Origin of the sequence: Stenotrophomonas sp. 1337 (assembly GCF_031455455.1) — a bacterium.
In the GTDB taxonomy this organism is placed as follows: Bacteria; Pseudomonadota; Gammaproteobacteria; order Xanthomonadales; family Xanthomonadaceae; genus Stenotrophomonas; species Stenotrophomonas indicatrix.
The window spans coordinates 39,870-64,517 of sequence record NZ_JAVDSR010000001.1 but is presented as its reverse complement, the minus strand read 5'-3'; the positions used below and the strand labels follow the sequence as shown (position 1 = coordinate 64,517).

22 protein-coding genes are annotated in these 24,648 nt (G+C 66.1%); 13 read left to right on the top strand and 9 right to left on the bottom strand.

What is annotated here, in order from left to right; all coding sequences use genetic code 11:
• Nucleotides 1-25: 25 nt before the first annotated feature.
• The 4 genes from J2X70_RS00330 to J2X70_RS00315 form a co-directional block, all read right to left on the bottom strand.
• Nucleotides 26-1,555, bottom strand: coding sequence for a PLP-dependent aminotransferase family protein (locus tag J2X70_RS00330; RefSeq protein ID WP_309908324.1), 1,530 nt, complete (start codon nucleotides 1,553-1,555; stop codon nucleotides 26-28).
• Between the two features lie 9 nt (nucleotides 1,556-1,564).
• Entirely contained in the window at nucleotides 1,565-2,167 is a 603-nt protein-coding gene (locus J2X70_RS00325) for a DUF6436 domain-containing protein (protein ID WP_033832450.1), read from the bottom strand.
• Nucleotides 2,167-2,427: a hypothetical protein gene (locus J2X70_RS00320; RefSeq protein WP_032976966.1), complete on the bottom strand. Its 261-nt coding sequence runs from the start codon at nucleotides 2,425-2,427 to the stop codon at nucleotides 2,167-2,169. Before J2X70_RS00320 ends, J2X70_RS00325 begins: the two co-directional genes overlap by 1 nt.
• A 72-nt stretch (nucleotides 2,428-2,499) precedes the next feature.
• Entirely contained in the window at nucleotides 2,500-3,915 is a 1,416-nt protein-coding gene (locus J2X70_RS00315; protein ID WP_025877430.1) for a PLP-dependent aminotransferase family protein, read from the bottom strand.
• Between the two features lie 183 nt (nucleotides 3,916-4,098).
• Here J2X70_RS00315 and cyoA point away from each other — a divergent pair, with 183 nt between their 5' ends.
• The 5 genes from cyoA to J2X70_RS00290 all read left to right on the top strand — a co-directional run bounded on the left by cyoA (nucleotide 4,099) and on the right by J2X70_RS00290 (nucleotide 8,753).
• Nucleotides 4,099-5,004, top strand: a complete 906-nt coding sequence (gene cyoA, locus J2X70_RS00310) for a ubiquinol oxidase subunit II (protein WP_105164805.1) — start codon at nucleotides 4,099-4,101, stop codon at nucleotides 5,002-5,004.
• Between the two features lie 5 nt (nucleotides 5,005-5,009).
• Nucleotides 5,010-6,986 carry a cytochrome o ubiquinol oxidase subunit I gene (cyoB, locus tag J2X70_RS00305; protein ID WP_309908323.1) on the top strand — a complete coding sequence of 659 codons (1,977 nt, stop codon included), beginning with the start codon at nucleotides 5,010-5,012 and terminating at the stop codon, nucleotides 6,984-6,986.
• Nucleotides 6,983-7,618, top strand: a complete 636-nt coding sequence (gene cyoC / locus J2X70_RS00300) for a cytochrome o ubiquinol oxidase subunit III (protein WP_080278337.1) — start codon at nucleotides 6,983-6,985, stop codon at nucleotides 7,616-7,618. Before cyoB ends, cyoC begins: the two co-directional genes overlap by 4 nt.
• Before the next feature lies 1 nt (nucleotide 7,619).
• On the top strand, nucleotides 7,620-7,952 hold the full coding sequence (gene cyoD, locus J2X70_RS00295; RefSeq protein ID WP_025877422.1) for a cytochrome o ubiquinol oxidase subunit IV: 333 nt from the start codon (nucleotides 7,620-7,622) through the stop codon (nucleotides 7,950-7,952).
• A 114-nt stretch (nucleotides 7,953-8,066) separates the two neighbouring features.
• Nucleotides 8,067-8,753, top strand: a complete 687-nt coding sequence (locus tag J2X70_RS00290; protein ID WP_309908322.1) for an SCO family protein — start codon at nucleotides 8,067-8,069, stop codon at nucleotides 8,751-8,753.
• 286 nt (nucleotides 8,754-9,039) lie between these two features.
• On the opposite strand, the gene J2X70_RS00285 is transcribed toward J2X70_RS00290, so the two are convergent.
• A complete protein-coding gene (locus tag J2X70_RS00285) occupies nucleotides 9,040-9,618 on the bottom strand; it encodes a hypothetical protein (protein ID WP_025877417.1) in 579 nt (192 codons plus the stop codon).
• Nucleotides 9,618-11,384 carry a S8 family serine peptidase gene (locus J2X70_RS00280; protein ID WP_025877415.1) on the bottom strand — a complete coding sequence of 589 codons (1,767 nt, stop codon included), beginning with the start codon at nucleotides 11,382-11,384 and terminating at the stop codon, nucleotides 9,618-9,620. Before J2X70_RS00280 ends, J2X70_RS00285 begins: the two co-directional genes overlap by 1 nt.
• A 278-nt stretch (nucleotides 11,385-11,662) precedes the next feature.
• Here J2X70_RS00280 and J2X70_RS00275 point away from each other — a divergent pair, with 278 nt between their 5' ends.
• The 4 genes from J2X70_RS00275 to J2X70_RS00260 all read left to right on the top strand — a co-directional run bounded on the left by J2X70_RS00275 (nucleotide 11,663) and on the right by J2X70_RS00260 (nucleotide 14,246).
• Complete coding sequence (locus tag J2X70_RS00275; RefSeq protein ID WP_309908321.1) at nucleotides 11,663-12,088, top strand: hypothetical protein; 426 nt, start codon at nucleotides 11,663-11,665, stop codon at nucleotides 12,086-12,088.
• The gene (locus J2X70_RS00270) at nucleotides 12,085-12,408 is read left to right on the top strand and encodes a hypothetical protein (protein ID WP_080149642.1); all 324 of its coding nucleotides are present in this window, start codon (nucleotides 12,085-12,087) and stop codon (nucleotides 12,406-12,408) included. Before J2X70_RS00275 ends, J2X70_RS00270 begins: the two co-directional genes overlap by 4 nt.
• 94 nt (nucleotides 12,409-12,502) lie before the next feature.
• Nucleotides 12,503-12,943 carry a DUF2231 domain-containing protein gene (locus J2X70_RS00265; protein ID WP_025877408.1) on the top strand — a complete coding sequence of 147 codons (441 nt, stop codon included), beginning with the start codon at nucleotides 12,503-12,505 and terminating at the stop codon, nucleotides 12,941-12,943.
• Nucleotides 12,936-14,246 carry a sorbosone dehydrogenase family protein gene (locus tag J2X70_RS00260; protein ID WP_309908319.1) on the top strand — a complete coding sequence of 437 codons (1,311 nt, stop codon included), beginning with the start codon at nucleotides 12,936-12,938 and terminating at the stop codon, nucleotides 14,244-14,246. The genes J2X70_RS00265 and J2X70_RS00260 overlap by 8 nt, the downstream gene beginning before the upstream one ends.
• Before the next feature lie 50 nt (nucleotides 14,247-14,296).
• On the opposite strand, the gene J2X70_RS00255 is transcribed toward J2X70_RS00260, so the two are convergent.
• Nucleotides 14,297-14,959: an exopolysaccharide biosynthesis protein gene (locus J2X70_RS00255; protein WP_025877405.1), complete on the bottom strand. Its 663-nt coding sequence runs from the start codon at nucleotides 14,957-14,959 to the stop codon at nucleotides 14,297-14,299.
• 172 nt (nucleotides 14,960-15,131) lie between these two features.
• On the opposite strand from J2X70_RS00255, the gene yidA reads away from it, so the two are divergent.
• On the top strand, nucleotides 15,132-15,965 hold the full coding sequence (yidA, locus tag J2X70_RS00250) for a sugar-phosphatase (protein ID WP_309908317.1): 834 nt from the start codon (nucleotides 15,132-15,134) through the stop codon (nucleotides 15,963-15,965).
• Nucleotides 15,966-16,025: 60 nt separating this feature from the next.
• Here yidA and J2X70_RS00245 read toward each other — a convergent pair whose 3' ends face one another.
• Nucleotides 16,026-16,508 carry a hypothetical protein gene (locus tag J2X70_RS00245; RefSeq protein ID WP_025877402.1) on the bottom strand — a complete coding sequence of 161 codons (483 nt, stop codon included), beginning with the start codon at nucleotides 16,506-16,508 and terminating at the stop codon, nucleotides 16,026-16,028.
• A gap of 45 nt (nucleotides 16,509-16,553) precedes the next feature.
• Between J2X70_RS00245 and J2X70_RS00240 the strand changes: the two genes are divergently transcribed.
• The 3 genes from J2X70_RS00240 (at nucleotide 16,554) to J2X70_RS00230 (ending at nucleotide 20,299) form a co-directional block, all read left to right on the top strand.
• Nucleotides 16,554-16,847 (top strand): hypothetical protein, encoded by a 294-nt coding sequence (locus tag J2X70_RS00240; RefSeq protein WP_309908314.1) that lies wholly within the window; start codon nucleotides 16,554-16,556, stop codon nucleotides 16,845-16,847.
• A 127-nt stretch (nucleotides 16,848-16,974) separates the two neighbouring features.
• Nucleotides 16,975-19,290, top strand: a complete 2,316-nt coding sequence (locus J2X70_RS00235; RefSeq protein WP_309908312.1) for a TonB-dependent receptor — start codon at nucleotides 16,975-16,977, stop codon at nucleotides 19,288-19,290.
• 706 nt (nucleotides 19,291-19,996) lie between these two features.
• Nucleotides 19,997-20,299 carry a hypothetical protein gene (locus J2X70_RS00230; RefSeq protein ID WP_309908310.1) on the top strand — a complete coding sequence of 101 codons (303 nt, stop codon included), beginning with the start codon at nucleotides 19,997-19,999 and terminating at the stop codon, nucleotides 20,297-20,299.
• Here the strand turns inward: J2X70_RS00230 and J2X70_RS00225 are convergent.
• On the bottom strand, nucleotides 20,296-24,642 hold the full coding sequence (locus J2X70_RS00225; RefSeq protein ID WP_309908308.1) for an AAA domain-containing protein: 4,347 nt from the start codon (nucleotides 24,640-24,642) through the stop codon (nucleotides 20,296-20,298). The genes J2X70_RS00230 and J2X70_RS00225 overlap by 4 nt on opposite strands.
• Nucleotides 24,643-24,648: the final 6 nt, after the last annotated feature.

The following is a 24,648-nucleotide window of genomic DNA, read 5'->3' as shown; positions in this document are numbered from 1 at the left end:
CACGCCATGCGTGGATGCCCTTCCACTACCGGTCAATCGCCGGCAACGCATCGGACAACAACAACCGATCGATCCGCCGCAGCGCGTTTTCCAGTTGCCGCCGGTCCGCAGCCAATCCCAACGACAGCCGCACCCCGCTCGCGAACGTTGCGCCCGGCGGACAGAACGCCGATGAAGGCGCGATCGCCAGGCCCTGCAGCTGCGCCGTACGCACCAGCGTGGCGTCGGTCCACGGCGCTGGCACCCGGCACCACGCATGCAGCCCATCGGCGCGCTCCAGCAGTGAGGGCGCCAGCAGATACCGCGCCATCCGCGTGCGCTCGCGCGCTTCCTCGCGTACCTGCGCCAGCAGAGCCTGCGCCGAGCCATCCAGCAGCAGCTGGCTGGCCAGCGCGGATACCAGCGGGTGACCCATCAACCGCGTGGCACGCAGTGCGATGGCCATCGCCTCGGCATGGGCGGCGCCCGGGCATTGCACGAACGCGGTACGCAGGCCAGGGCTGATCACCTTTGAAAGCGTGGCCACATGGAACACGTGTCGCGGTGCCAGCGTCGCCAGCGGAATGGGCGCGGTGACGGCCAGGTGCCAGTACGGATCGTCCTCGATCGCCAGCAGGCCTTCGCGCTCCAGCACCCGCGCCAGCGCTTCGCGCCGCGTGGTGGGCACGGTCAGTGCCGTCGGGTTCTGGCAGGTGGGGTTGAGGTAGACCAATCGCGCGCCATATTCCCGCGCCCGGCGGGCCAGCGCCTCCGGGCACATGCCGTGTTCGTCGCCCTCCACCGTGACCAGCCGCCGTCCCAGTGCGGCGGCCGCCTGCAGCAGACCCGGATACACCAACCGGTCGCAGAGGATCGCATCGCCCTCGCGCCCCTGGCTGAGCAGGATCGCCGCCAGTGCCACCTGCGCGCCTTCGGTCAGCAGCAGGCGTGCGTCGTCCACCGTGCCCAGCATCGGCTGCAGCCAGCGCGCCGCCGCGTGGCGGTCGGTCGGGTTGCCACCGCCCAGGTGATAGGTCATCAGGTTCGGCGCATTGCTGCGCGCAAGCACCGCCGCTGCGCCTCGACGCAGCATTTCCGCCAGTGCATCGGCGTCGGGTACCGGTGGCACGTTCATGCTGAGATCGACGGCCTGGTCAAAGCCCGCCTTGGGCGGCGCGATGAAGCTGCCCTGTGGCCCGCGTGCTTCGATCAGCCCACGCTTGCGTGCTTCATCGAAGGCGCGGGTCACCGTGGTCAGATCCACGCCGAGCTGCTGCGCCAACGCGCGCTGCGAGGGCAGCCGTTGCCCGGGGGCAAGGCCACCGCGATTGATGGTGCGTTCCAGCGTGTTGACGATGCGCAGGTAGATCGGGCCGCTGTGCACGTGCACGTCCTGCACCCAGCCCAGCCCTGCAACGCCAGGCCCTGCGACATCGGGTCGCGGCATGTACGGAGGATGTCGGGGCGTATCGTTGCTTCCAACGGCGGGAGCCTGTCCATAACCATCGGTCGGTTCGGACAGGTGACCGCCGTTGTTGTGTGTGGCGGCTGCGCCGGCCAGCGTCGGTGATGTCATCGCGCGTCCTCAGCGCTGGGCCTGCCAGGGGCAGTAGCAGCCCACGGCAAGCAGTCCTTTCGGGCGCACGGTTTCCCCGCGCACCAGTTTGTCCAGCAACGGTTCGACGAAGCTGTTGGCCGAATTGCAGACCATGCCGATGCTGTAAGGGCCGGCATAGGCCAGGTGGCCCTGGCGGTCCCAGATCGCCACCGCCGGGCTGGCCGGAATGTTCCCGATGCCGTCGATGGTCGGCAGGGGGATCACCTTGCTGCGCAGCGGCTCGGGCAGTTCACCCTGGGTGCCGGGGCGGCGGATGGCATAGAAGTCGATGCCGGCGCGGCGATACATGCTGATCAGGTAGCTCAGGTGCGCACCGGTTTCGCGGTTGCACACGCTGCAGGCCGGGTCCCAGAAATGCACCACGCGGATGCGGCCGGTGTCGCCGGCCAGTTCCGCCGGCAACCGCAGCTGCGAGTCATCGAAGACGATGGCCTGTTCGGCAAACGTGGACTGCTCGCCATAGCCGAAGTACTGCCACAGTGCCGCCGCCACGCCGGCCATGAACAGGCAGGCGAGGGCGATCATCACCGGCAGCATCGAACGGCGTGGGCGCGGCGCGGCTGCGCCCATCAGGAGCCGTCCGCGCCGAACTTGTGCACGTACTGCTTGCGCATCTCGCGGCAGGAGTCGGCCTGGGCGCGGCGCTGGATCTCGCTGCGCGCCGCGTCCTCGCTGCGGTGCAGGCACTGTTCAATGGCGTGGCGCTCGGCGGCCTGCACATCCACGGTCTGCGGTTGCAGGCAGACCCAGGCCAGGGCGGCCAGCATCAGCACGACGAACCCGCCGCAGCCGGCCATCACCAGGTGGAACTTCAGTTTGTCGGCGGCCATCTGCGGCACATCCCTCCGTCCATACATTGCATACAAGATATCATCTTGTATGGGTATGGCCCACGGGATGGCTCAGACGATCGCCGAATGCCGCGCGTCGGGCGCCTCGGACAGGATCTCGTTCAGCTTGGCCAGCGCGCCGGCCAGTGCCTCCTGGTCCACCGCACCGCCCAGCGACAGGCGGATGGCGTTGCCCGGTGGCGGTTCCTCCACGCTGAAGGCGTCGGAGCTGGCAATGCCCAGGCCCTGTTCCTGTGCCGCCTGGATCAGCCGGTACTGGTCCAGCCGCGGCGGCAACGGCAGCCACACATGCAGGCCGGCCGGGTGGGCCTGGCGGCGGGCGGGCAGGTAGCGGGCAGCAATGGCCTGGCGCTCGCGCAGTTCCTGCTGGAAGCGCTGCACCATCGCCTGCGCCTGGCCGGTTCGGATCCAGTGCGAGGCCACGGCCACCATCGACTGGGTGGGCATCAGCGCGATCGCACGCAGGGCGTCGAGCACCGGCTCCATCGGCTCGCCGCCCGGCACCACCAGGTAGGCCGTGCGCAGGCCGGGGGCCAGGCACTTGGACAGGGTGGAGATGTAGTAGACCGGGCAGCCACCGTCGGCCAGCGCGGCCAGCGGCGGGGCGGCATCGCCGGCCAGCAGCCAGTAGGGATCGTCCTCGACCACGGTCAGTTCGTGCCGCCGTGCCACCGCCAGCAGGGCCTGCCGGCGCTGCGCCGACATCGTCGCCGTGGTCGGGTTCTGGATGGTCGGCACCAGGTACAGCAGGCGCGGCCGGCGCTGCTGGCAGGCTTCGTCCAGGGCATCGGGCAGCATGCCCTCGGCGTCCATCGCCACCGGCACCACGCCCCGCTGCAGCACGCGCGCAGCGGCCAGCAGGCCCGGGTAGGTCAACTGCTCGGCGGCGATCAGTTCGCCCGGCTGGGTGCGGGCCAGGATCAGTGCGCACAGCGCAGTCTGCGCGCCGGGGCAGATCACCACCCGCTCGGCGCCCACCGGGCCGAGCACCGGCGCCAGCCATTGCACGGCCGCAGCGCGGTCGTCGCGGCTGCCGGCACCGACGTGGTAGCTCATCAGCTCGCCCTGGCCCAGCTGCTGGCCCAGGTGCTGGAAACCGGCCTCCATGCCCTGTGCGAACGGCGCGCTGCCCAGCAGCGGCGGGATGTTCATGCTCAGGTCGACCGAGGTGCTGCGGTTGCCGGCGGACATCGCAATGAAGGTGCCGCCGGCGCCCTGCGCGTCCAGCAGGCCGGCCTGGCGCAGTTCGGCAAAGGCGCGGGTGACCGTGGTCAGGTCCACCCCCACCTGCTGGGCCAGGTCGCGCTGCGGCGGCAGGCGATCGCCCGGGCGCAGCACGCCATCGTCCACCGCCTCGCGCACCTGCTGGGCGATCTGCAGGTACAGCGGTCCTGCACCCTCACGGAACGGGCGGACCCAGGTCCGGTTGGGGTGTTTCAGGCGGCGGCCGGCAGCAGGAGGCGTCATCGGTCGGATTTTTCCATACGTGCAGATGGACAATTCCATACAATGCTGTATCTTGTATGGGCTTGATTGGAGTGGCTCGCCTGTTTGTAGGCGACCTCGTACCCACAGTGTAGCCGCTCCACGCCCGGGCGCTGCGCGCAGGCGAGCCGGTCAAGCGCGCATCTTCAACAGGGTTGACCACCAATGAATATCTGCTGGAACCGCATCCGCCTGGCGCTGGTCGCCCTGGCCTGCATCGCCCTGACGGGCTGCGATTGGGTGCTGCTGGATTCGAAGGGCATGGTCGGGATCGCACAGCGCGACCTGATCCTGATCTGCATCGGCCTGATGCTGATCGTCGTCGTGCCGGCCATCGTGCTGACCTTCGTGTTCGCCTGGCGCTTCCGCGCCGGCAATACCAAGGCGAAGTACACGCCGGACTGGTCGCACTCCACCAAGGTGGAAGTGGTGGTCTGGGGCGTGCCGTTGCTGATCATCGCGGTGCTGGCGGTGATCGTGTGGAAGTCCACCCACGAGCTCGATCCGTACAAGCCGCTGGACGTGGCCGGCGAACCGCTGCACGTGGACGTGATCGCCACCGACTGGAAGTGGGTGTTCGTGTACCCGGACCTGGGCATCGCCACCGTCAACCAGCTCAACTTCCCGGCCAACCGCGCGCTGGCGTTCAACATCACCTCCAACTCGACGATGAACACCTTCTTCATCCCGCAGCTGGGTGGACAGATCTACGCGATGGCCGGCATGCGCACGCAGCTGCACCTGATCGCCAACGAGCCCGGCCAGTTCCGTGGCATGTCCGGCAACTACAGCGGCCATGGCTTCTCGAACATGAAGTTCATCGCCACCGCCAGCAGCACCGAAGACTTCGATCGCTGGGTGGCCGAGGTGCGCAGCGCGCCGGATGCGCTCAGCTTCGAGCAGTTCAAGGCGCTGGCCGCGCCGTCGAAGAACGCGCCGGTGCAGCACTTCTCCAGCGTCGAACCGCTGCTGTTCAAGAAGGTCATCGACCAGTTCATCGGCGTTGGTGAGAACACCGCTGCTGCAACCCCGGCGGGCGCTGCCGGCGGTGCCCAGGTTTCCCAGGAGTAATGAACATGTTGGGTAAATTGACGTGGGAGGCCGTGCCGCTGCACGAGCCGATCGTCGTGGTCACGTTGGCGGCCATGGTGCTGGGCGGCCTCGCGCTGCTCGGCGCGGTGAGCTATTTCAAGCTGTGGGGCGTGCTCTGGCGCGACTGGTTCACCACGGTGGACCACAAGAAGATCGGCATCATGTACGTGGTCGTCGCGCTGGTCATGCTGGTGCGCGGCTTCGCCGATGCATTGATGATGCGCGCCCAGCTGGCGGCGGCCGGGCCGGGCAGCGATGGCTTCCTGCCACCGGAACACTACGACCAGATCTTCACCGCGCACGGCGTGATCATGATCTTCTTCGTGGCCACCCCGTTCGTGGTCGGCCTGATGAACATCATCGTGCCGCTGCAGATCGGCGCGCGCGACATGGCGTTCCCGTTCCTCAACGCCTTCAGCTTCTGGATCTTCGTCGTCGGCGCTGCGCTGATGATGATCTCGCTGGGTGTTGGCGAATTCGCGATGACCGGCTGGGTCGCCTATCCGCCGTTGTCGGGCATCGAGTTCAGTCCAGGGGTCGGTGTCGATTACTACATCTGGGCGTTGCAGGCCTCCGGCATCGGTACCCTGCTGACCGGCGTCAACCTGTTCATCACCATCCTGCGCATGCGTGCGCCGGGCATGACGTTGATGAAGATGCCGGTGTTCACCTGGACCGTGCTGGTCACCAGCGTGATCATCATCGCCGCCTTCCCGATCCTGACCGTGGCCCTGGGTGCGCTCACCCTGGACCGCTATCTGGACTTCAACTTCTACACCAACACGTTGGGTGGCAACCCGATGATGTACGTGAACCTGGTGTGGGCCTGGGGCCACCCGGAGGTGTACATCCTGGTGCTGCCGGCGTTCGGCATCTTCTCTGAAGTGACCGCCACCTTCTCGCGCAAGAAGCTGTTCGGCTACAAGTCGATGGTCGGCGCCACCCTGGCGATCGGCATCCTGTCCTTCATCGTCTGGCTGCACCACTTCTTCACCATGGGCTCCGGTGCCAGCGTCAATGCCTTCTTCGGCATCATGACGATGATCATCGCCATCCCCACCGGCGTGAAGATCTTCACCTGGTTGTTCACCATGTACGGCGGCCGCGTGGAGTTCAGCGTGCCGATGCTGTGGACCATCGCCTTCCTGGTCACCTTCACCATCGGTGGCATGACCGGCGTGCTGCTGGCCATCCCGGGCGCGGACTTCCTGCTGCACAACAGCCTGTTCCTGGTCGCGCACTTCCACAACACCATCATCGGCGGTGCGCTGTTCGGCTACCTGGCCGGCTTCGTCTACTGGTTCCCGAAGGTGTTCGGATTCACCCTCAACGAGCGCCTGGGCAAGTGGTCCTTCGCCTGCTGGGTGATCGGCTTCTACCTGGCCTTCATGCCGCTGTACATGCTGGGCTTCATGGGCATGACCCGGCGCATGAACCAGTACGACAACCCGGCGTGGACGCCGTACCTGATCGCCGCCTTCATCGGTGCGCTGTTCGTGTTCGCGGGCATCATCCTGATGCTGGTGCAGATCTACGTCAGCGTGCGCGACCGCAAGCGCAACCTCGACCTCACCGGCGACCCGTGGAATGCACGCACGCTGGAATGGGCCACGCCGTCGCCGCCGCCGTTCTACAACTTCGCCGTGGTGCCCAAGGCCGATGAGCTGGACGCCTTCCACGAAGCGAAGAAGCGTGGCCTGCCGCCGCCGCCGAAGAAGTACGCACCGATCCACATGCCGAAGAACACCGGTGTGCCGCTGATCCTCAACGTCTGGATCCTGATGCTGTGCTTCGCCCTGGTGTGGCACATCTGGTGGATGGCCGGTGCCAGCTTCATCGCGATGATCGTCACCCTGATCGCGCGCTCCTACAACGAGGACGTGGATTACTACGTCAGCTCCGAAGAGGTGGCGCGTACCGAAGCGGCCAACCACGCCAAGCTGCAGGAGGCAGGCGCATGAACCTGTTGACCCGTCCGCAACTGGACAGCGATGTGCTGGTCCACGACGACCATCACGAGCACGATCACGCCCACGAACAGGGCGGCATGAAGGTGTTCGGCATGTGGGTATACCTCATGTCCGACCTGGTGCTGTTCGGCTCGCTGTTCGCCTCGTACGCGGTGCTCAGCACCGCCTACGCCGGCGGCCCGACCGGCAAGGAACTGTTCTCGCTGCCGTTTGTGATGGCCGAGACCTTCATCCTGCTGGTGTCCAGCATCACCTATGGCCAGGCCGTGCTGGCCATGCACCGCCTGGACAAGGCGGCGGTGCTGCGCTGGCTGGGCGTGACCTTCGTGCTCGGCGCCTCGTTCATCGGCATGGAGCTGTACGAGTTCTCGCATCTCATCCATGAAGGTGCCGGTCCCAGCACCAGTGCCTACCTGTCGGCGTTCTTCGCCCTGGTTGCCACCCACGGCCTGCACGTGGCCAGCGGCCTGATCTGGATGGCGGTGGTGATGCACCAGGTGTATCGCCGCGGCCTCACCCCGACCAACATCACCCGCGTGTCCTGCCTGAGCCTGTTCTGGCACTTCCTGGACCTGGTGTGGATCTGCGTCTTCACCTTCGTCTACCTGATCGGAGCCTTCTGACATGGCCCACGTCGAAACCTCGCGCGCCGGCAATGCGCACGGTTCCACCAAGTCCTACCTGATCGGCTTCGTGCTGTGCGCGCTGCTGACGGTGGTGCCGTTCGCGCTGGTGATGAACCCGGTGCTGTCGCGGCCGGTCACCCTGTTCCTGCTGGTCGGCTTCGCGGTCGCGCAGATCCTGGTGCAGCTGGTGTACTTCCTGCACATGGACCGCAAGTCCGAAGGTGGCTGGAACCTCGCCAGCTTCGTGTTCACCCTGGTGATCCTGTTCATCGTGGTCGCGTTGTCGATCTGGATCATCTGGAGCATGCACTACCACATGATGATCAACTGACCGTGGCCGGGGCGATCGGCAAGGAGTGCGCGATCGCCCTGGCACCTCAGCCCTCTCTTCCCCCAGGGCAGGCCTGACCGAGACCGCGCCCACCTCGTGTTGGTGGTACCCGTGATGCGTGTTGCTTCCGTTGTTCGTTCCCTGCGCCTGCCGCTGCTTGCCGCAGGCTTCGCACTCGGCCTGCTGGCCGGCTGCAGCGCGCAGTCGCGCATGGATTTCTATTCCAAGGACATCGCCTGCGAGGAACTGGGCCAGCACTGGACCATGCCTGACAGCGCCGGCACCCTGCGTGGCCCGAAGGACCTGCAGGGGCAGGTGACCTACCTGTTCTTCGGCTTCACCAGCTGCCCGGACGTGTGCCCGACCACGATGGTCGAACTGAGCCAGGTCAAGCACCTGATGGGCAAGGATGCCGACCAGCTGCAGGTGGTATTCGTCAGCGTGGATCCGGCGCGCGATACCCCCGAAGTCGCGCACACCTATGTGCACGCGTTCGACCCGAAGGCGATGGCACTGGTCGGTGACGAGGCACAGCTCTCGGCGATGGCCAGTGACTTCAAGGCGTTCTACGAGAAGGAGCCTGGACAGCTGCCGGACACCTACACGATGAGCCACATCGCCGGCGGCTACGTGTTCGACCGACAGGGCCGCCTGCGCCTGTTCGCGCCCTACGGCATGCCGGTGGAGCAGCTGTTCTCGGACGTGCAGCGGTTGCTGCTGGAGCCGGAACATCCGGCCGCAGGCAGTGAAGCGTTGGCGGCGTGCAAGCTGCCGCACAGCGCGAGCGTCGCCGCACGCTGAACGACGCATCGCCCTGGTAGGTGTCGACCTTGGTCGACACGCGATGAATGAATCTGGTGGGTGCCGACATCCTGATTCTGGCGGGTGCCGACATTGGGAACCTGGTGCATGCCGACCGTTGGGAATCTGGTGGATGCCATTGGAATCTGGTGGGTGCCATTGGATTGTGGTGGATGCCATTGGATTGTGGTGGGTGCCGACCGTTGGTCGGCACGCCCTCCCGCTCGCCAATCCCCCGACCGGCCAGGAGAGCCAACCGGCCGGGGGCACCACGCAACGCCCTAGATCACTTCTTCTCTTCCCACTGCACCACGTCCGGCTCGGCCGCGCGCACGCCCGCAGTCGACAACAGCCGGGTGCTCGCATCCAGCGCCGCGTTCACCGACGGGTATTCCACGATGGCCAGACCTGCAGCCTTGGACACCTTCACCACGGTGCCGCCAGTGGCCTTTGCCGCGCGCTGTGCAGATGCCGCATCGGTAAAGAACACCTTCACCCGCGAGGTCGCCACCACTGGCGCACCATCGTTGGACACCGCAGCGGCGAACTTGCCGGCGCCGGCATCAGCGCCAGCTGCTGCCGCGCCATCCAGCGAACGCTTGCTGCGCGAACTGGTGGTGGCCGCTGCCTGCGGCGTGATCCGGAACTGGCCGCCCGCAGCCTGCTGCACCGTGGTCGACGGGGACAGCTGGAAACGCGTGCCGCCCACGTCGAACGAACGGCCGGTGGCCGAAGCTTTCAGTTCCTGTGCATCCACGGTGGACAGGCTCCGTGCCGGAGGGGTCTGCCCCGAGCTCTGTGCCCAGGCAGGGGAGGTCATCGCCGCGAAGGCGAGCGTGCTCAACAGAATGGTCGTTTTCATCATCAGTGCCCCAGAACGCGGATCTTGAAGAATTCGAGGTTGCCGCGCGATGCAGCATTCGCGGCCTGCCCCATGTCGGTCACTTCCAGCGTCCAGGTGCCGGTGGCACTTTCATCCAGGAAGGCATTGCTGGACAGCAGATCCCAGTTGGTGAAGTTGCGCTGCACGCCATTGGTACCCGAACCGATGGCGGTGAAGGCCGGCTGCACCACGCTGCGCGTACCACTGGGCGAAACAAGCACGAACTGCAGCTGGCGGGTATTGCTGTGGTTCACCCGGAAGCCCAGCTGCACCGACTCGATGTTGCGTGCGCCATTGGCCAGCTGGAAGGTCAACCGCGCGGCGGCGGCGGAGGTGTTGCCGATGGCCACCGTGCGCGTGGTGGTGCGCCAGCCCGTATCCAGCAGTGGGCCCAACGACTGGAAGTTCTCGGCGACCTGCACGGCGCGCGCCGCGTTGACCACACCGAAGCCGTACCAGTTGCTGTAAGCGCGGTTGGCTGCATTCACCGTCCAGCCCGGCACCAGCGTGCGGCCGTCGGCCAGCGTCACCGCCGGCTGGTTCGGATGGTTGCGGGTGGCCGTGGTGGCCAGGATGTACTTCACATCGCGGTAGGACAGGTTCGGGTTGGCCTCCAGCACCAGCGCCGCCACGCCCGACACCATCGGCGCCGACGCCGACGTACCGTTCATCTTCGCGGTGTAGTTGCAGGTGCTGTCGATCGCCGACAGGTTGCTGTCCAGCGTGTTCTGGCGGTTGGTGTTCTTGTTGCTGCCCTGCGTGCAGCCGGTCACGTCGGTGGTGACGATGGCCGGATCGTACGCACGTGCCACCAGGTTCGGGGCGTACTGCGCCTGCAGGCCGTACTCGCCACCAAAGGCCGACACCCACAGTGCCGAACCGGTGGACGAGTACGACGAACGCACGCCATCGGCGCGCACTGCACCCACGGTGATCACGTTGAACAGGTTGTTGCGTGGATCGCGGCCGGCCGGCACACAGCCGGTGTTGCGGTTCTTGGTATCGGTGGTGCAGACGTCCTGGGTCTGGCTGATCGAGGCGTTGTTGAAGTTGTTGCCGGCCGACTTCACGTAGATGCCGCCGCGGCCACCGCGCGTGCCCGACAGTGCCTGCTCGTATGAACTCACCGTGTTCTGGCTGTAGGCCACGGGCAGGTTGGGGTTGCCCGGGCCAGCGCCCCAGCTGTTGTTGAACACCTGCACATCGGCCGACTCGGCGCCATCCCACCAGGCGTATTCGATGTTGCTCTGCTGGTTGCCCTGCGCATTGGAGGCCAGCACGTTGAAGCCCTTCAGCGTTGCCGCCGGGGCCACGCCACGCACGCCCAGGTTGTTGGCGCCCACCGCACCGGCGATGCCGCCCACCATCGTGCCGTGGTTGTCAGCATCGGGATTGGACGGCGTGGGATTGTTGGAGCCGTTGGCGAAGTTCTTGCCCGCTACCGCCGCCACGTTCGCGGCCAGGTCCGGGTGGGCGATCTGCAGGCCGTCATCGACGATGCCGATCACCACGCCCTGGCCACGGATGCCATTGCGGAACAGGCCATCGACGTTGAGATCGTTGCCGGCCACCGGCAGCGTATCGGCCGGCACCGTCTGCCCGGTATTGAGCAGATGCCACTGGATACCCGCCAGTGGGTCGGCCTGTTGCGCCTGGGCGGTAACGGCCAGGCTGCCCAGTACCAGGGCAGTGGCCAGGGCCAGGCGCGCAGAGCGCGGTGGCGCGGAGCGTTGCGTGTGTCGCTTCATACACGAATCCTTCTGTTGTGAATCGGCATGGCAGGACGGCGGGGCGGATCTGCCCCATCGCAACGAGCCAAACGCGACACAACGAACAACCCCCTACCTCTTCACGCAGTCGATGTGCGGATGTGCCAAATACGTCACAAACACTTATGCCGCCTTGTAATGACGACTGCGCCGCTCTGGTCGGTGCCCCGGTAGGTGCCAACCTTGGTTGGCACAATCCACCCGCACCGGAACCCCACCGCCATGCCACCATGCCCAGGCTCCCCGGAGGACACCGGATGAAACGCCCCAATGCCCGCGCCCGCGCCGATCTGGCCCCACTCACCGTGGCCACCATCCGCAAGGTGGTGCTGTCGATGTATCACCGTCGCCACGATTACTGGACCGATGCCGACATCGCCGAGCTGCTGCCGGAGCTCAGCGCCTTCAACATCACCACGGTGAAGCAGCTGCGCCTGCTGATGAAACGGCACCGCCGCGCGCTGCTGCGGGAGGAAAGCACAAAGATGCCCCGGGCGCAGACGCTGGATCTGCTGGCAGGGGGCGGTTGGCATGGCATCGATGTGCACGCCAATACCAGCTGGTTCGCCATTGGCGGCCTGGTCCGCATCAGCATGGAACACGAATTCGGCTTCGAGACCATGCTGCCATTCCATGAGATACGGGACGCTGCCATGGAGCTGGATGCGGAGGCGCAGACGTGAAGAACCTGGCGTGGCTGTTGGCGATGGCAGCCGTGTTTTACGTGGGGGGATGCTCGGCTACTTCCATCCTGGCCGAGCGCGGCATCGCTTCCCTGCAGCCCGGGGACCGTCGAGAGGCGGTCATCGATGCGCTGGGCGCACCCGATGTCACAGAGCCGCGTGGACAACGGTTTTCCCGCTATGCCAGCACCCCATGCAGTGGCACCTGCGTGGAACGGCTGTGGTACGAAAATCCATTCCTGCCCCATATCGAGGCGTGGTCGGTGGAGCTGGATGGCACTGGCCACGTCGTGCGGACTTCGCATTGGGCATCGCCATAGCGTCGAGGCCATCCGATGCCCAGATCATCGCACCCCCTCCCGCCCCCCTGTGCTACTACAGCCCGTGCACCCCTTCCCCGAACGGAGCACGACCATGGTCAACCCCGTCGCCCAGGCCCATCGCGGCCTCGGCACAACACTCTTCAGCCTGTTGAATCCGATACCGTTCGGCTTCTTCGTGGCCGGCCTCATTTTCGACATCCTCTACCTCAACACCGCTGAAGTGATGTGGGGCAAGTCGGCGGCGTGGCTGATCACCTTCGGCCTGCTGATCGCCATCCTGCCGCGGCTGATCAACCTGTTCGCGGTCTGGCGCCGCAACGGCACCGCCACCGGCACCGACCGCCTCGATTTCCTGCTCAACCTGGTCGCCATCGTGCTGGCCGTCTGGAACGCCTTCGTGCACAGCCGCGACGCCTATGCGGCGGCCGTGCCGGGCACCATCCTCTCCGCGCTGACGGTGGCACTGATCGCGCTCGGCTTCATCGTGCTTTCGCTGCAGCAGCCGGTGCTGCAAGGAGCCCGTCATGGCTAAGCGCATCCTGCCCGCCGTGGGCGTGCTCTCGTTGTCCCTGGCGTTGGTCGCCTGTGCCGGCAAGGCCGAATACCACCCGGCCGACCAGTCCGGCGCGCAACCGCCGTTGCCCAAACCCGAGAACTACCTGTTGCCGCCGATGCAGGTGCCCAAGGGCGTGGGCTGGGCCGAGGGCCAGGCACCGTCGGTGGCCGACGGCCTGAAGATCGAACGCATCGCTGCCAACCTGCAGCACCCGCGCCGGCTGCTGTCGCTGCCCAATGGTGATGTGCTGGTAGTGGAAGGCAACGGTCCCGGCGAAGAGCCGGTCACCACGCCCAAGCAGTGGATCGCCGGCAAGGTGAAGGCGCGCTCGGGCAAGGCCGGCAAGGGCGGCAACCGGGTCACGTTGCTGCGGCGCGAGCCGGGCACCGGCACCTGGACCCAGCACGTGTACATCGAAAACCTGCACTCGCCGTTCGGCATCCAGCTGATCGGTGACACGCTGTATGTGGCCAACACCGGCAACATCATGAAATACCACTACGTGCCGGGCGAAACCCGCATGTCCGACAAGGGCAGCGAGTTCACCGACCTGCCCAGCACCATCAACCACCACTGGACCAAGGAACTGCTGGCCAGCCGCGATGGCAGCAAGCTGTACGTGGGCGTGGGCTCCAACAGCAACATCACCGAGAACGGCCTGGCCGTCGAGTACCGCCGCGCGGTGGTGCTGGAAGTGGACGTGGCCACCAGCGGCAGCCGCATCTACGCCTCGGGCCTGCGCAACCCCACCGGCCTGGACTGGGAGCCGAGCACCGGCAAGCTGTGGGCGGTGGTGAACGAACGCGACGAGATCGGCGCCGACCTGGTGCCCGATTACCTCACCTCGGTGCAGGAGCACGGCTTCTACGGCTGGCCCTACAGCTACTACGGCCAGCATGTGGACGAGCGCGTGCAGCCGCAGCGGCCGGACCTGGTGGCCAAGGCAATCCGCCCGGACTTCGCCATCGGCTCGCACGTGGCACCGCTGGGCCTGCTGTTCTACACCGGCCAGGCACTGCCGGCGAAGTACCACGGCGGTGCCTTCATCGGCGAGCACGGCAGCTGGGACCGCTCGCCACTGAGCGGCTACGAAGTGGTGTACGTGCCGTTCAAGGACGGCAAGCCGGCCGGCCGCCCGGAAGCGGTGGTGAGCGGGTTCGCGTCCAAGGACGAGAAGACGCTGATGGGCGCGCCGGTGGGCATGGCCATCGATGCGGAGGGCGCGCTGCTGGTCGCCGACGATGTGGGCGACGTGGTGTGGCGGGTGTCGGCGAAGTAGCCGGCTGCCCGCGCATCACCCGTGCTGTAGAGCCGAGCCCATGCTCGGCTCTACAGCGCCGATGACCCGCTGCGGAAGCCGCTGAACACTGATTCGGCCGCAAAGCCCACGCCGCCCAGCAGCACACCGAAGTACACCACCGACGCCACCACGAAGCCGTAGCCGGCTGCCACCGCCGCGCCATCGCGCTGGATGAAGCCGATCGCAAAGGACATCAGCGCCAGCGCCGGCAGCGTGTTGCTGAAGGGAATCGGCCCGGCCGGCAGCATCAGCAGGATCGTGGCGAACACCAGCGCCAGGTTGTTCAACCGCATCATCTTCTTCGAGCGCACCATCGCTGCCAGCCGCATCGGCCGGGACAACCGCTCCATCCGATGCACCCATTTCAGGGCACGGCCCAGGTTGGCTTTCAGCTTGTCGGTGGCGATCTGCTTGTCGGCCAATCGCTGCGGCACCCACAACGGACGGTCGCGTACGCGGCTCAGGCCGATCAGCAGGATGGACGCACCGAACACCGTGCTCAGCCCGGGAATCGATACCGGAATCAGGAAGATCGCCGACAGCAGGATCACCACCAGCATCAGGCCTTCGTCGCCCAGCGCATGCAGCAGCGTGCCGACGCGGATATGGTCGCCGGGCAGGCCGTCGATCAGGTCTTCAATCTGCTGGGCGAGAGGGGCGGTGTCAGTGGCGTCGGGCGCTTGGTAGGTCATGCGTCGAAAGAATGTCCAGGGAAGGGCGGTCGATAGGGCCGTCCTGCGGTGGGGGACGCACAGGCCCCACGAGTATCCCCGGCCAGCGCCGCGCAGAGGTGAACGATGCATGAGGCCGGCGTTGCCAGGCGGCCTGGCCTAAAATGGGCGTCCCCCGCACTGGTTGAAGATGATGGACATGGGTCGCAGGCAATCGACCATCGAACTGGTCGCCATCGATATGGATGGCACCCTGCTGGACCCCGCCCACAAGCTCACCGCGCGCGTGAAGCAGGCCATCGCCCAGGCGCGCGCGCTGGGCGTGCACATCGTGTTGACCAGCGGCCGCCCGGTTCCAGGGCTGGCGCCGTTCCTGCATGAGCTTGGCATCGAGGGCGACGATGACTACTGCATCGCCTGCAACGGCGGCCTGGTGCAGCGCATCGGCCCGCGCGAAACCGTTGTCGAGTATCCGCTCAGCTTCGACGATTTCGTGTACTGCGAACAGGTCGCCCGCGAGATCGGCGTGCACTTCCAGGCACTGGACGCGCAGCGCATGTACACGCCCAACCAGGACATCAGCATCTACACCGTGGCCGACTCGCATCTTTCGCGCATGCCACTGTCGTACCGCCGCGTGGCCGACATGGACCCTGGCATGTCCTTCATCAAGCTGATGATGATCGACGAACCGGACGTGCTGGACGCCGCCATCGCGCGCCTGCCGGCCGCGCTGACCGAGCGTTTCGCGGTGCTGAAGAGCGCGCCGTTCTTCCTGGAAGTGTTCGACCACCGCGCCGGCAAGGGGCCCAGCCTGCAGAAGCTGGCCGAGCACCTGGGCATCGACCGCGCCAACGTGATGGCCATCGGCGACCAGGAGAACGACCTCACCATGCTGCAGTACGCCGGTACCAGCGTGGCGATGGGCAATGCCATCGATGCGGTGAAGGCCGCGGCGCGCTTCGAGACCGCCACCAACGCCGATGAAGGCGTGGCCAGGGCGATCGAGCGCTTCGTGCTGCAGTAAGAAGCCGGCAATACGAAGAAGGGCGCCGCCACGCACGGTGGCGGCGTCCCACCAACGGTTTTACTGGCAGACGTACTCGTTGCCCGACTGGACGCTCTCTACATCGAGCTCATGGTTCTGGATCTCGATCGTTTCCATGCGGGTCGAAACCACCACCGCACGGGCACCGACGTTGCAGTTGGCAGGCAGGCCGCCAGCGTAGACCTGCCCATTGATCGCGTACGCCAGGCCGTAGCAGGCCGAGCCGAGCTTCTGCGAGTCGAAGTGGCAGGCATTGAGCTGGTTGTTGGCCGATGCGCTGGCGGCGTTGTAGTTGGTCGTCCAGCCGCTGAACGGATCGTTGGCGCAGGTGCCCGGGAAGTCCTGGATCGGCGTGCCGCCGGTCGTGCAGGTGTGTTCCCATGCGCTGGAGAAGGGGCTTTGCTTGAAGTACGCAGTGCGGCCGCTGTCGACCCATTGCGCAGCGGCGGCATTTTCGGCGAAGGCGGACAGGCCGAGCAGGCAAAGTGCAGTTGCGGCGAGCGGTTTCAATCCATTCAACATGACGTTCGTCCTTTGAAGTGTCGAGTTAACGCGTCGGAGCCTTGCATGGCAGCGCGTGCGGAAGGCATCGCAGATATCCGCGCGGCCGCCGCCGACATGATCATTCAGCATCCAGGGTGGCGCAAGTCGAGCCAGGAACGAATAGTCGAAAGGCTGACCGAGCGCACAGACATCACGCTGCAACGTGCAGGTGATAGCGCGGCATCGAAAGCGATACCTGCGTATAGCCGCGCTTTCCCACGGTGCAATGGCGGATGTGGCGGTCCGATGCAACACTTCCGCACGTCGAAATCACGCCATCGAATCGTTCGGCAGCTGATCGTCTTCGTCTGCCGCTGACCGGCGCGCGCAGCGCCGTTCCCGCCTTCAACGCAATCGCGTCACCAGCCACTGCATGGCCATCCGGCGCTGCATCGCGCTGGGCGTGCGCCTGCGTCCTCTTCTCCCTGCACCTTGGAATCTGGCCATGAACACTCCACCTACGCTTCTTGCCCTGGCAATCGGCATCGCCCTCGTTGCACCGCTGCACGCTGCCGAATCCACCGACGCCGCGCACGACACCCCCACCACCTTGAATGCGCTGCAGGTCATCGCCACCCCACGCGGCGCTGCCGTTGCCCCCACCCAGGTCGTGGGCCCGAACCGCTACGTCATCAACGCCACCGACCTGGATTCGATGGTGTCCGGCAACAACGGCCTGTCGATGCTGAAGAACGTGCCGGGTGGCAGCTACACCGCCACCGACGGGCTGGGGCTGGATATTTCCGCCACCAGCCTGTTCGTGCGCGGTTTCCGCATGAATGAAATGGGCATCACCTTCGAAGGCGTGCCGCTGAACGACAACGGCTTCCTCTCGCTTACCGGCACCAGCGTGGTCAACGTCGGTGTGCCCGATGGCATCGGTTCGATCACGGTCAGCCCGGGCGGTGCACCGGTCAGTGTGTTCTCCAGCAGCGTCAATGGCGGCAGCCTCGAGTACCGCCTGCGCGACCTGCAGGACAACCCCAGCCTGCGCATCAAGCAGGGCGTGGGCAGCAACAACACGCGGGTCACCACGGTCTCGGGCCAGAGCGGCCAGCTGGGCGAACACGGCCCGAAGCTGCTGGTCGACCTGCAGCGCGTGTCGGCCGACAAGTACCAGGGCGCCGGCACCCAGAAGTTCCTGCGCGGTGACCTGAAGGCGCAGCAGGATGTGGCGTGGGGTGACTTCACCGTGTTCCTGTCCGACAGCAAGGCCGCGGTGTGGGGCTACAACAACATCTCCTTCGACATGATCCGCAAGCTGGGCTGGAAGGCCGACAGCTTCTATCCGGACTATGCATGGGCGTACTACGTGGCCTCGCCGGAGAACGCCGACACGTCCTGCGGCGCCTACACCTGCGGCGAGCTGTCCGAGCTGATTCCCTACGACACCGGCCAGGTGACCCGCGACCGCGTCGCGTCGATCAACCATCGCTTCCAGATCACGCCCGCGCTCAGCGGCAACGTGCAGCTGTACAACGCCAACAGCCACACCCAGGCCACCTTGACCGACCCGACCGTGCCCTCGCCCAACGGCGCGCCTTTCTCCGAACAGGTGCAGACGCCGCACCTCAATCGCCTCGGTGGCATGTTCAATCTGCAGTTCGAGACCGGTGCGCACACCCTCACCGCCGGTTTCTGGCAGGAGAAGAGCAAGGCGGCCGCAAAGACCGAGTGGTACCAGCAGCCGCTGCTGGGGCAGGGCAAACCACTCAAGGCGACCGGGCCGTTCGATGTGTACGGGCCGGCGTTCCAGACCGACAACGCATCCAGCTGGGTGACCCGTTCACGGCAGCTCTACCTGCATGACAACTACGCCGTCACCGACACGCTGGTGCTGGGGCTGGGCTTCAAGGCCCTGGACTTCACTACCACCGGTGGTGGCATCGGCGACTCAGCGGAGCGCCCGGTGTTCGGCACGCTGCGCGCAAAGAGTAACTTCCTGCCACACGTGTCGCTGTACTGGAGCCCGACCGAGCGGACCGATGCCTTCATCGACCTGGTCAACACCATGAACGGCTATCGCGTGGCCCAGCGCGGCAACATCGGCTATACCGCGTCAGCCTGGACCATCAGTGACCAGAAAGAGTTCGACCGCGTGGCCGGCACCCTGCGTCCGGAAAAGAACTGGAACCTGACCGTGGGCGCCAGCCACCGCTTCGACCGCCTGACCGTGACTGGCGATGTGTTCTACAACGATATCCGCAACCGCCTGCTGTCGGCAGCCATCGGCACCCAGTTCGCGCAGATCAACACGGTGCGCTTGATGCCGAAGATGCACGTGATCGGCGCCGATCTCGGCATCACCGCCGACCTGACCGACCACCTGCAGTTCTACCAGGGCATCGCGCTGGCGCGCTCGTACTACGACAGCGATTTCGTGGTGGGCGATACCGTGTACCCGATCAAGGGCAACGCGCAGCCGGGCTACCCGCAGCTGTCGCTGGTCAGCGACCTGTCCGCGCATTTCGGCCACTGGCGTTTCGGTGCCACCAGCACCTCGTACCTGCGCCAGCCCTTCACCTATGAAAACGACATCCGCGTGCCGACGTTCTGGCAGGTCAACGCGTACACCGCCTACACCCTGGGCCCGGACAGCCTGCTGCCGGGGCTGGAGCTGCGGCTGGACGTAAGCAACCTGTTCAACCGCAACAACATCGGCACCGCCACCATCGCCGGCTCGTCGTTCTCGGGCGACTACCAGACCCTGCAGCGCAGCGCCCCCCGGCAGGTGATGTTCAGCACCTCGATAGCCTTCTAAGTAGATCCACGCCATGCGTGGATGCACTTCGCGGCAGGCTGGGTAGCGCCGGGCCATGCCCGGCGAAATCCCTCCGGCGCCGACGCGCCTTGCCAATCAAGGTTGGCATCTACCCAAGCGTGGCCCTTCGCCGCACGCAATCCGGTAGCGCCGGGCCATGCCCGGCGGAATCGCTCCGGCGCCGACGCGCCTTGCCAACCAAGGTTGGCATCTACCCAAGCGTGGCCCTTCGCCGCACGCAATCCGGTAGCGCCGGGCCATGCCCGGCGAAATCCCTCCGGCGCCGACGCGCCTTGCCAACCAAGGTTGGCATCTACCCAAGCGTGGCCCTTCGCCGCACGCAATCTGGTAGCGCCGGGCCATGCCCGGCGGAATCGCTCCGGCGCCGACGCGCCTTGCCAACCAAGGTTGGCATCTACCCAAGCGGGGCCCTCGCCGCACGCAATCTGGTAGCGCCGGGCCATGCCCGGCGGAATCGCTCCACCCAAGCGGGCCATCCGCCGCACGCAATCCGGTAGCGCCGGGCCATGCCCGGCGGAATCGCTCCATCCCAGCGGGCCATCGGCCGCACTTTGCACAATCAGCACTGATATTCCGGCACCAACGCAAGGTTCCCACAATGTTGCTGGGTCATCCTGTAGGCATGGCACAGCACAACCCCCGTTTCCCTCCGGTTCGCAGGCGCGCCCATGGACGTGCGCGTCCGGTGCCGTTCGCAGCACCGGCGGTCGACCTGGAGGCCGAATACCAGTTCTGGCAGGTCTATGACCGCGTAGTCCGCCCCCTGCCCGGAGGCGAGTTCCGCCTGGCCTGGCTGGTGCTGCAGGCCGTGTACCGGGCGCGGGCGCGCTATCCCGCCGACACCCACAAGGCCGCGCTGTCGCGGGTACTGTTCGGTACCAACATGACCGAGGCGCGCGCGGCCGAACTGGAAGAACTCTACGGGCTGGTCAGCCGCAGGCTGGCGGCGGTGGCCGTGCGCACGCTGGCACCCGGCAGCACCGCCTAGCCCGCCTTGCAGGGCATGCAGATCCGTCCCACCCCGCCGGCACCGGCGCGCAGGTCAGGGTCGAAGAACTCTTCCTGGCTGCGGATCTGCCCACAGCGGCTGCAGACTTTCTTCTCTTTCGATTCCAGCCCCTGCACCTGCTCGATCACCTGATCGACCGCTGCCGAGCGGATCTCCGTGCCGGCCACTTCAATCAGGCGATAGAGCCGGTCGGACAGCGTCTGCACCGGGTCGCTGCCGAGGTTGAACCGGTTGATGCGCAGGAAGCGGTAGCCGTAGCTTTCCAGGGTCAGCTGGCGCTCGACGTCGGCCTCCACCAGATAGCGCTCGTGGTTGCCCACATGCACCGGCTTATCGCGGCGGAAATGGAATTCGAAGCCGTCGTACTCGATCACGATCTGCAGCGCGCCACGCACGGTCTGCACGGTCACCAGGAAGTCCACGCGCCACGCCGGGTGCTGATAGGTCGGGTCAAGCTGGCGCAGGTAGTCACCCACCGGGAACTGCGGAATGATCTCGACCGCATCGCCATGGGCAAGCACGAACGGCGTCTGCTGCAGCCACTGCAGCACCTTCGATTCCATCGGGCTGCGCGCATCGGTCTGCGCGGCGTCGGGCGCGGGGCGGTCCAGCTGGCTGGCGTAGTAACGCAGCGCATTGCCGATTGCGCCGCGGAACGCATCCACCGGCATCGAATGGACGAACCAGATCGCCTCCTGCGCACGGGAGAAGCCGACATTCAGACGCTGCACTTTCAGCTTGTCTTCCACCGCATCCACCGCGCCGCTCAGGCTGACCGGGAAGATGTAGTTCAGCGCATCCTGGCCGGCGGTCGCCACCATCGAATAGAAGATCAGCCCGCGTTCCTCACCCTGGCAGGAGTCGACCGTCATCACCTTCAGCCGAAGCCGCTCTTCGAACTCGCGGCCGCGCGGATGGTTGAACAGCGTCTTGGACAACAGCGTCTGCTGCTCGCGGAACGGGGTGATGATGCCGACCGTGGGCGGCGCGTCTGTATCCAGCAGTTCCACCAGGCGCTCGGCGATGAACGCCGCTTCGGCGTCGTTGGTGCTGCGGCTGGTGCGGTGCCCGCTGGCATCGACCTGGCTGAAGCGGATCACTTCCTGCAGCGGCCGGCTGCGGATCTTCAGTGCCTGCAGCTGGTGGTTGTAGAAGGTGGAGGACGAGAACCCGATCAGTTCCGCATAGCTGCGGAAATGCTTGCGCAGCATCACCGAGTACGAGGCAGAGAGCGAGCAGAACTCCAGCACCGAGCGCTTCACATCGAACATGGCCAACCGTTCCAGCACGTCGGCCTGCTGGCTGACGTTGGTGCGGAAATAGTTGACCAGGTCCGAGCGGTACTTGTCGTTCAGCGCGATGCTGGCGTTGGCGGCCTTGACGTTGGAGAACTGCTTGGAATCGCCCAGTACCACCACCTTGCGCGCGCGCAGCAGCGCCGGCAGCGCCTGCGCCACTGAGACCTGCGAGCCTTCGTCGATCACCAGCACGTCGAACAGGTCCGGTGCCAGCGGCATGTATTCGCCGAACTCGCGGATGCTGGCGATCATCACCGGGAACGACTCGCGCACGCTCTCGAACTTGTCCACCGGGAATTTCTGCCGGTTGGCGATCACGCCCGCCAATGCCCGCGCATCGGCGCGGTGATGATCCATGAAGCTGATCAGGCGCCCATCTACATGGGCGTTCATCACCGAGGTGTTCAGGCGCTCCAGCTTGGTCTTGGTGCCCACATAGTCGTACTGCGGCGCGTCGACGAAGGCCTTGCGCGTGGCCATCCAGCCCTGCAGGAAGCGCAGGGTCAGCGCCCACAGTGCGGGATCGTCCTTCGGCTCGGCCAGCAGGGCCTCGACGATGGCCGGATTGAGCCGCGCCAGCAGGGTCATTGCCTGACGTGCAACCGCCGCACCCGGTCCCGGCGCGGCGCCGTGGGCAATCTGCCGGTAACTGGCCGGCAGCTGCGTGCCCAGGCCTTCGGCCTCCAGCTTCATGCGCAGCGCGTTTGCGCCCTGCACGATGTCCTGCAGGGCGGCTGCATCCTGCTTGAGCAGCAGCGGGCGGGTGGTGCCGAGCTGGTTGAGCTGAAGCTCCAGCCCGCGCACCGCATTGCCACGCAGCAGATAGCCCAGCAGCGGCATCTTCAGCTGCTGGTACTGCAGCAACAGCGTGCCCAGCAGCCGTATCTGCCCGGCATCCAACGACTCGAACAGCGCCCAGCCGTCAACCGGTCGGTCGGCGAGGAAGGCGGTGGTCACCGCATCGCGGCGGATACGTTCGTCCAGTGAGGCCGGCGTGTAGTCGGTGCTGCCGAACAGGTCGGCAAGATAAGCTTCCAGTGCATCCGCCTGCGCGGTCACCGCTTCCAGCTCGGACAGCACGTTGGCATCCATCACCGCGTGTACCTGCTGCAGCACCGCGGGGGCGCGCTCGCCCAGCGCCGCTTCCTGCTCGTGCATGGTCTTCACTGCAGCAAGCGATACACGCCCCAGCGTCTGCACGGTAGTGGAGATGGCCTGCCGGAGCGTCTGTGCCGTGTCCTGGCGCTCGCTCTCAAGGGCGGGCTGGTTGGCCTTCATCGCCTTGGCGAAGGCCGAGATCTGGCTGATCGTGCCGGTGGAGGTCAAGCGCTTGAAGTTGGCCGCCTGCTGGCCGAGCCGCAGGATCGGGTTGGGGAAATCGCGATCATGGCGAACCCGGCTCATCGCATCGGACAGCTTGTCGTACACCACGTCCAGCGCTTCGGTCTTGTCCGACAGCACCAGGCAGCTCTTCTTGTTGAACGCGCAGTCCGCAGCGATGGCGGTGATGGTGTGCGACTTGCCGGTGCCGGGCGGGCCTTCGACCACCACGATGCGGCCCTGTGGTTCGCGCACCGCCAGCAGGATCTTGCGCTGTTCCTCGTTCAACGGAATGGGCGAATCGAACACCATGCGCTCCACCAGCGGCAGCGCATCCCAGGCCGATTCCACGCGTTCCCCGATGGGCTCGGGGTTGCGCATCAGCACGCCTTCCACCATGCCGTGGAACAGATCCACCAGCTTCGACCCCCCATTGCGGGCCTGGTCGATGATCTCCTCGAAATCATTCAGCAGCGCCTCGTCGGCGCGCTCGAACGCAGCCAGGTGCAGGGCAGGCGACAGCGTAACGGTGGCGGTGGATGCCTCGCTGGCAGACGAGGAAAGCGAGACTTCGCCGCCCAGATCCACCGCGTTGGCTACCTGCCGGAACAGCGACGCCGCCACTTCGAACAGGCTCTGCGCCGGGTCGAGGTACTGGATGCGCTCCTGGATCGGCGACACCCACTCGCGGGCCATGCCCACGGCCAGTTCCTGCAGCACGAAGTCGATCGCGCGGCGGTTGGCGAACAGACGGTTGCTGAGGGTCAGGGTGTAGCCCGACCCATCCTTGGCCCGCACCACGTCCAGCGGCAGGTAGAACACCGGGTACTGCACGCCCGCGTACTTGAGCGTGCCCACGTAGAGATACAGCTGCAGGCCATCACCGGTGGCGACATAGGTTTCCAGGTCGCGGAACTCATGGAAGGCGTCGGCCGCCACGAAGTTCTCGAAGAAGGCCATCAGCGCGCTGATCGTGCCGTCGCGGGTCAGCTGGTGCTCGCAAGCCTGCTGCAGCGGCAGTTCGTCGCCGGTGGCCAGCAAGCGCGCCAGCACCTCCGGCAGGGTCTGGTACAGATCCACAACGGAGCGGGTGACCAGGTCCGATTCAGCCGCGTGCAGCGAATCCATCACCCAGTACGCCTGGCCCTGCAGTGGGCCGGCCAGATGCGCGATCAGCGGCCGCACCACCTGCACGCACATCGCATCCACCAAGGTGCCCTGCACCGATTCCACCCAGGCTTCCGGGTCTTCCAGTGCACCGGCCATGCTGGCGCGCGCCTTGTCCAGCACGGCCACGCGCACCGTGGCGATGGCGGTCTCGGTGATGGCGTTCACTTGTTCTTCGACGATGCGGCGCAGCGTCGCGCTGATCGGCCGGGTATAGCTGCGCGGGCCGATGGTGAACGAAAGCTCCTCGCCGGAGGGCCGGCTGAGCAGCTTCCACAGCTCCTTGTCCAACGCCGGATACGGCGCGGTGCGCATGCCTGCGCGGAAGCCGGAATCGCTGGTAAGCACGATGCGGCGCCGCGGTGCCTGCGCGCGCTTGAAATCCGATTCAAGGAAATCGCGGAAGTACTGCGAGATCCGCACCGCGATTTCGCGCATCTTCGTTTCACCCAGAGGCCCGTCGCCGCCGGTTGCCGCAGGTGTCAGCGGGGTGGACGCATCGGAGGTCGGCAGGTGCGGCGGTTGCAGAGTGCTCATGTATGG

Coding starts and splice junctions, on each gene's coding strand:
- cyoB (WP_309908323.1), top strand. CDS start 5,010: ATGTTGGGTAAATTGACGTGGGAGGCCGTGCCGCTGCACGAGCCGATC.
- J2X70_RS00280 (WP_025877415.1), bottom strand. CDS start 11,384: ATGAAGCGACACACGCAACGCTCCGCGCCACCGCGCTCTGCGCGCCTG.
- J2X70_RS00265 (WP_025877408.1), top strand. CDS start 12,503: ATGGTCAACCCCGTCGCCCAGGCCCATCGCGGCCTCGGCACAACACTC.
- J2X70_RS00285 (WP_025877417.1), bottom strand. CDS start 9,618: ATGATGAAAACGACCATTCTGTTGAGCACGCTCGCCTTCGCGGCGATG.
- J2X70_RS00255 (WP_025877405.1), bottom strand. CDS start 14,959: ATGACCTACCAAGCGCCCGACGCCACTGACACCGCCCCTCTCGCCCAG.
- cyoC (WP_080278337.1), top strand. CDS start 6,983: ATGAACCTGTTGACCCGTCCGCAACTGGACAGCGATGTGCTGGTCCAC.
- J2X70_RS00315 (WP_025877430.1), bottom strand. CDS start 3,915: ATGACGCCTCCTGCTGCCGGCCGCCGCCTGAAACACCCCAACCGGACC.
- J2X70_RS00240 (WP_309908314.1), top strand. CDS start 16,554: ATGGCAGCGCGTGCGGAAGGCATCGCAGATATCCGCGCGGCCGCCGCC.
- J2X70_RS00260 (WP_309908319.1), top strand. CDS start 12,936: ATGGCTAAGCGCATCCTGCCCGCCGTGGGCGTGCTCTCGTTGTCCCTG.
- cyoA (WP_105164805.1), top strand. CDS start 4,099: ATGAATATCTGCTGGAACCGCATCCGCCTGGCGCTGGTCGCCCTGGCC.
- cyoD (WP_025877422.1), top strand. CDS start 7,620: ATGGCCCACGTCGAAACCTCGCGCGCCGGCAATGCGCACGGTTCCACC.
- J2X70_RS00325 (WP_033832450.1), bottom strand. CDS start 2,167: ATGGGCGCAGCCGCGCCGCGCCCACGCCGTTCGATGCTGCCGGTGATG.
- J2X70_RS00290 (WP_309908322.1), top strand. CDS start 8,067: ATGCGTGTTGCTTCCGTTGTTCGTTCCCTGCGCCTGCCGCTGCTTGCC.
- J2X70_RS00275 (WP_309908321.1), top strand. CDS start 11,663: ATGAAACGCCCCAATGCCCGCGCCCGCGCCGATCTGGCCCCACTCACC.
- J2X70_RS00235 (WP_309908312.1), top strand. CDS start 16,975: ATGAACACTCCACCTACGCTTCTTGCCCTGGCAATCGGCATCGCCCTC.
- J2X70_RS00245 (WP_025877402.1), bottom strand. CDS start 16,508: ATGTTGAATGGATTGAAACCGCTCGCCGCAACTGCACTTTGCCTGCTC.
- J2X70_RS00320 (WP_032976966.1), bottom strand. CDS start 2,427: ATGGCCGCCGACAAACTGAAGTTCCACCTGGTGATGGCCGGCTGCGGC.
- yidA (WP_309908317.1), top strand. CDS start 15,132: ATGGACATGGGTCGCAGGCAATCGACCATCGAACTGGTCGCCATCGAT.
- J2X70_RS00330 (WP_309908324.1), bottom strand. CDS start 1,555: ATGACATCACCGACGCTGGCCGGCGCAGCCGCCACACACAACAACGGC.
- J2X70_RS00225 (WP_309908308.1), bottom strand. CDS start 24,642: ATGAGCACTCTGCAACCGCCGCACCTGCCGACCTCCGATGCGTCCACC.